Origin of the sequence: uncultured Clostridium sp. (assembly GCF_937920395.1) — a bacterium.
Lineage (GTDB): Bacteria > Bacillota > Clostridia > Clostridiales > Clostridiaceae > Clostridium_AD.
In genome coordinates this window covers 1-5,414 of sequence record NZ_CALEVF010000150.1, presented here as the reverse complement: position 1 = coordinate 5,414, position 5,414 = coordinate 1, and the positions used below count along the sequence as shown (strand labels likewise).

The 5,414-nt window shown below is 30.2% G+C and carries 5 protein-coding genes; 2 read left to right on the top strand and 3 right to left on the bottom strand.

Annotated elements, in window-relative coordinates:
- Nucleotides 1-142: 142 nt before the first annotated feature.
- The 3 genes from Q0649_RS10590 to Q0649_RS10580 all read right to left on the bottom strand — a co-directional run bounded on the left by Q0649_RS10590 (nt 143) and on the right by Q0649_RS10580 (nt 4,271).
- Complete coding sequence (locus Q0649_RS10590) at nt 143-1,429, bottom strand: adenylosuccinate synthase (protein WP_298841311.1); 1,287 nt, start codon at nt 1,427-1,429, stop codon at nt 143-145.
- 179 nt (nt 1,430-1,608) lie between these two features.
- On the bottom strand, nt 1,609-3,021 hold the full coding sequence (locus Q0649_RS10585; RefSeq protein WP_298841308.1) for an NAD(P)/FAD-dependent oxidoreductase: 1,413 nt from the start codon (nt 3,019-3,021) through the stop codon (nt 1,609-1,611).
- 287 nt (nt 3,022-3,308) lie between these two features.
- Entirely contained in the window at nt 3,309-4,271 is a 963-nt protein-coding gene (locus tag Q0649_RS10580; protein ID WP_298841306.1) for a 3'-5' exoribonuclease YhaM family protein, read from the bottom strand.
- Nucleotides 4,272-4,572: 301 nt separating this feature from the next.
- Here Q0649_RS10580 and Q0649_RS10575 point away from each other — a divergent pair, with 301 nt between their 5' ends.
- Nucleotides 4,573-4,827, top strand: coding sequence for a hypothetical protein (locus Q0649_RS10575; protein WP_298841304.1), 255 nt, complete (start codon nt 4,573-4,575; stop codon nt 4,825-4,827).
- 312 nt (nt 4,828-5,139) lie between these two features.
- The gene (locus Q0649_RS10570) at nt 5,140-5,298 is read left to right on the top strand and encodes a hypothetical protein (RefSeq protein ID WP_298841301.1); all 159 of its coding nucleotides are present in this window, start codon (nt 5,140-5,142) and stop codon (nt 5,296-5,298) included.
- Nucleotides 5,299-5,414: the final 116 nt, after the last annotated feature.

The window sequence follows — 5,414 nt, the reverse complement described above, 5'->3', positions numbered from 1 at the left end:
ACTTAAACTTTACTAGTACGCACTTTTTTAATCTTTAGTACCAATTTGTATACCTCCTGCATGTTTTCTATATTATTTATACTTTCCTATAATATAAAAAACATACATGAGTATAATACAATATAATATGTATATCTATATACTATATTTCAGTTAACACCATTGTTTGATCTCTTTTAGGACCTACTGAGACTATCGAAACTTTGACACTAGTAAACTCTTCAATTCTCTTTAAGTATATTTTAGCATTCTCAGGAAGTTCATCGTAACTTCTTGCATCTGCTATACTTGAATCCCAACCATCAAATTCTTCATATATTGGCACGCATTTAGCTAAATCCTCAAGGCTTGCTGGAAAATAATCTATAACACTACCCTCAAATTTATATCCTACGCAAATTTTAATTTTTTTAAGTCCTGCTAAAGTATCTATTTTAGTTACAGCAAAACTTGTGATTCCTGAAACTCTTGCTGCAGATTTTAATATAACAAGGTCTAGCCATCCACATCTTCTTGCTCTACCTGTTGTTACCCCAAATTCAAAACCTTTTTCACGAATCCATTCTCCTGTTTCGTCCTCAAGTTCCGTTGGGAATGGTCCTTTTCCTACTCTTGTAGTATAAGCCTTAGCTACTCCTACGACACTTGTAATCATAGTAGGTCCTATTCCTGCTCCAACGCAAACTCCACCTGCAATAGTGTTTGATGAAGTTACAAAAGGATATGAACCATAATCTATATCAAGTAAAGTACCTTGTGCCCCTTCAAATAAAACATCTTTTCCAGCTTTTATTGAATCATATACTTTTACTGATATATCTTTGACAAAAGGTCTCATTCTATCTGCATATTCTAAGTACTGTGTATATATTGTATCAAAATCTAAAGCTTTTCCACCCAAAACTTTTGTTATTATATCATTTTTAATTGTTAGATTAGTTTTAAGTTTTTCTTTTAGAACATCTTTTTTCATTAAGTCACAAACTCTAATTCCACTTCGTTCAAATTTATCAGTGTAACAAGGGCCTATACCTTTTTTAGTAGTTCCAATATCATTTTTACCTCTAGCTATCTCATATAAATTGTCTAACTCTTTATGGTAAGGCATTATAACTTGTGATCTGTCACTAATCATTAATCTTTCAGGTGTTATATCCTCACCCAAATCTTGTAAATAGTCTATTTCTTTAAATAGAGCCTCTGGATCTACTACAACACCATTACCTATTACATTCAATTTATTTTTGTATAATATTCCTGATGGTATTAAGTGAAGTTTGTATTCCTTATCTCCTACAACAACAGTATGACCTGCATTGTTTCCGCCTTGGAACCTGACTACAACGTCTGCTCCCTGCGCAAGATAATCTGTCATCTTACCTTTACCTTCATCACCCCACTGGGCCCCTAAAACAATAAATGCTGACATATAAATTCCTCGCTTTCTTTCAATTCACAATAGATTTCTTAGATCCTTTGGCACTCAAACTTCATTGCCTATTATGTTTACTTTATATTTGAATTATACACTTTAAACATTCATATAACCAATTATTTAAATTAATCATTATCTTCGATGCTGTAATCATAACCTTTAATGCTATACTCTTAATCTTCCTTTGTAATTATATCTCTTGCCACTATTACTCCAGTTGCAGATGCTTGCATTAACCCTCTAGTTATTCCTGCACCATCTCCTATAGTATACAAATTGTTAATTGCTGTTTCAAACTTGTCATTTGTACTAAATTTACTAGAATAGAACTTAACTTCTACGCCATATAATAATGTGTTTTTGCTATATAACCCTGGAGCTATCTTATCAAAAGCCTTTAATGCTTCTACAATAGACGTTAGATGTCTTTGTGGCAATACAAAACTTAAATCACCCGGTACTGCTGATTTTAGTGTAGGCACTGTAGTTGACTTACTTAATCTATTAACATCTGTTCGTCTTCCCTTTAGTAAATCCCCGAGTCTTTGAACCATTATTCCACCGCCAGTTAACATGTTACCTAACTGAGCTATGTATTTACCATAACCAATAGGCTGATTAAATGGCTCTGTAAAGCTAGTAGATACAAGCATTGCAAAGTTTGTATTACTTGTTCTAAGCTTTTGATCTGAGTAACTATGACCATTTACAACTGCGATAGTGTTATCATCATAATACTCGGCTGACACTACCCCACCTGGATTCATACAGAATGTTCTAACCTTGTTTCCAAAGGTATCAGAATAATAAACTAATTTTGCCTCGTATAAGTCCTTTGTTAGATGGTCCATAACAGAGTTAGGCACCTCAACTCTTACTCCTATATCTACCGCATTATTAGTAACCTTTATCCCATGTTTTTTAGCTTCATTTGCAATCCACTCAGCTCCACCTCTACCTGGTGCTGCTACAACATACTTTGCATTAACCTTAAAGACACCATCTTTATTCTTTAATAATACTCCAGTAGCTTTATTGTCCTCAACTATTATCTCTTCAACTTCACTGAGTTCAATAAATTCTGTATTTGTATTGTCTATTAAGTGATGATACATAGATTTTAAAACCTCATACGCTAGTTCTGTTCCTAAATGCCTTACTGGGCACTCAACAAGCCGAATATTGTGTTTACTCGCCTCATATTTAACATCATCTACTTTATCACTATTAAGTCCATAGACCTTTTCATTTGCTCCAAACTCTATATATATATCATCACAATATTTTATTAATTTTTTTGATTCATCTTCAGACAAATATTCCAGAAGTCTTCCTCCAACTTCTGGACTTAGCGAAAGCTTACCATCAGAAAAAGCTCCAGCTCCAGCCCATCCATATGTTATTCCACAAGGATTACATTTAACACATTTACCATTGATCCTCGCTGGACAACTTCTTTTCTCTATATTTCTCCCTTTGTCAATTATAAGTACACTGAGTTCAGGTTTTTTATTAGCAATTTCAAGCGCTGTAAATATTCCAGCTGGACCAGCTCCTACAACAATTACATCATAAATTTTTTTCATTTCATATGCCTCCTTATATACCTCCGTAGAGAATAGAAATTATTAATGGTTGCCATACTCTTTAATATTAGCAGAGCAATATTAAACAGTCAATACAAAATACGAATATTATTAATTTTTTTTTGATAATAGTTCGTATATATTAAAATTAAAATACCCTATCTACAACTTTAAAATAAAAAATACACTTATTCACATTTGTTGAATAAGTGTATTTTCATATTTGGTAATTATAAACCTACCTATTATTCTTGCAATTTTTACAACTTTTATCAAGATATTCTTATCTATTTATTAAAAAAACTATTATAAATACTTATGTTATCTAATGATCTTATTCTTTCTGAAAATTTACCTTTTTTTGTATCCCCTAACGCTTTATTCATATCATACATTCTTGCGTCCATTATATCTAAATGGTGTAACATTTCTGCTTCTGGTATCATAGGTTTTTTAGGGCTTCCATATTCTGCTTCATAATGATGGGCTAATACCATATGCTCTAGTAACATTGTTACTTCTTTATCCGCTTTAACCTCAATACTTGCTGTTTCTATCATCTTAACCCCTTGTACTATATGTCCTAAAAGTTGACCTTCCACGGAATACTCACTTACAATTCCAAGTTCACTAGCATTCATCTCATATATTTTACCAATATCATGAAGTATTATACCTGCATATAACAAATCTGTATTTAAAAAAGTATAAATTTCGCTTAATTTTTCTCCAGCTTTAAGCATGGTAGTTGTATGATATAAAAGTCCTGATCTTATAGCATGGTGATTAGACTTAGCTGCGGGATAATGCATTAATTTCTCCTCATTGTAGCTTAAGATATTAGTAACTATATTCTGAATATCTGTATTTTCAATTTTAGATAAATAATTTAAAATATCATCATACATTTTTTCTGGTAAATAAGGTGCTACAGCAACATAATCACAAATATTTACGTTGTCTTTTTCCTCAGTTAGTCTTATTGCTTCAATTTTTAATTGGAGCTTTCCTCGCCACTCATTTACAGTTCCCTTAATTTTAACTAATATACTTTGTTTAAATTTATTCTCTAATTCTTCATTATACTCCCAAAGCTTTGCATTTATATCACCTGAAGCATCCCCTAAATTAAAATCAAAATATTTATTTGTATTACTATTATTAGAAACCTTTACATCTACAGACTTTATAACGAAAAATTCTTCAACCCTATCGCCTTTTTTTATTTCACTTATCTTCTTCATTTCCATATTTATCTCCTTATATTGTACTAAATATATTCTATATAATACGTTATGTTGGTACAAGTGATTAATGCTTCTCCACTTATAATGTAAATCATATAACCTTAATCTCTCTTTCAATTATACATCATAATTGTTTATAAACTAATTGTTTTATAGTTTAACTTTTAATACTCATCTAATAAATGTTAAGATTCAACTGATTAAAATTACAAACGCTCCAAATTCCCTATGATTTCCAGAATATTTTACCTTTGCTAAACTATACTGTATAAGTTATAATCTTAATAATAATGGAGGTGTTCACATGAACGTTGATTTTTCTAATATTAATCTTAATACCATTATTATGTTTGCATTAGCATTATTACTTGCTTATCTTGGTATTACTGTATTTAAAATAATTGGAAGGATATTAAGCATCGCACTTGGTATATTCCTTTTAATATATGTGCTTAAGCAAGTAGGTATTACAATTCCTGTATTAACTGATATTCTTGCCATTTTATTAAATGTAATAACCCCAATTATAGATACTGTTAGGCATTTAATTGGGTTATAACCATAAATAGAATTTATTTTTAATGAAAAGATTAGTAGGACAAGCTTAAATTTGCTTATTTTATTAATCTTTTTTTATTACAACCTTACCTTTTATTACATATTATTTATTTTATTGTATCATGAAACAATATTTTTTATACACTTATAATTTAATATACAGTCTCCTTATACTTTGTAACACATAAAATAATTTTATAATTTCAGCCCTTATTATGTTATATTATGTAAATTTGTATTATAATGTAATTAAGATGAAAGTTAGTAATACATAAGTTTATTTTATGTAACACAAAATTTAAGAGGTGTGATAATGCCAAGAGGAAGAAAAAAAGCAGAAAACTCTAAGAGTGAAATAATTCACGTAAGAATAAGTGAAGAATTATCAAACTCATTAGAAAGTTTTTGTAAAGCAAGTAATATAAAAAAAAGTGAAGGTATACGTCTCATCCTAGAGAGCATTCTGAAATGAATTTTCTATTACAAAAGCAGTTGAGATATATAGTAGTTACTTTTTCTTATTATTTATGTCGCTAAAATCGAGTAGGAGCTAAATAATTAGTTTATTTAGCGACCTCTCACACCACC

Coding starts and splice junctions, on each gene's coding strand:
- Q0649_RS10590 (WP_298841311.1), bottom strand. CDS start 1,429: ATGTCAGCATTTATTGTTTTAGGGGCCCAGTGGGGTGATGAAGGTAAA.
- Q0649_RS10585 (WP_298841308.1), bottom strand. CDS start 3,021: ATGAAAAAAATTTATGATGTAATTGTTGTAGGAGCTGGTCCAGCTGGA.
- Q0649_RS10580 (WP_298841306.1), bottom strand. CDS start 4,271: ATGGAAATGAAGAAGATAAGTGAAATAAAAAAAGGCGATAGGGTTGAA.
- Q0649_RS10575 (WP_298841304.1), top strand. CDS start 4,573: ATGAACGTTGATTTTTCTAATATTAATCTTAATACCATTATTATGTTT.
- Q0649_RS10570 (WP_298841301.1), top strand. CDS start 5,140: ATGCCAAGAGGAAGAAAAAAAGCAGAAAACTCTAAGAGTGAAATAATT.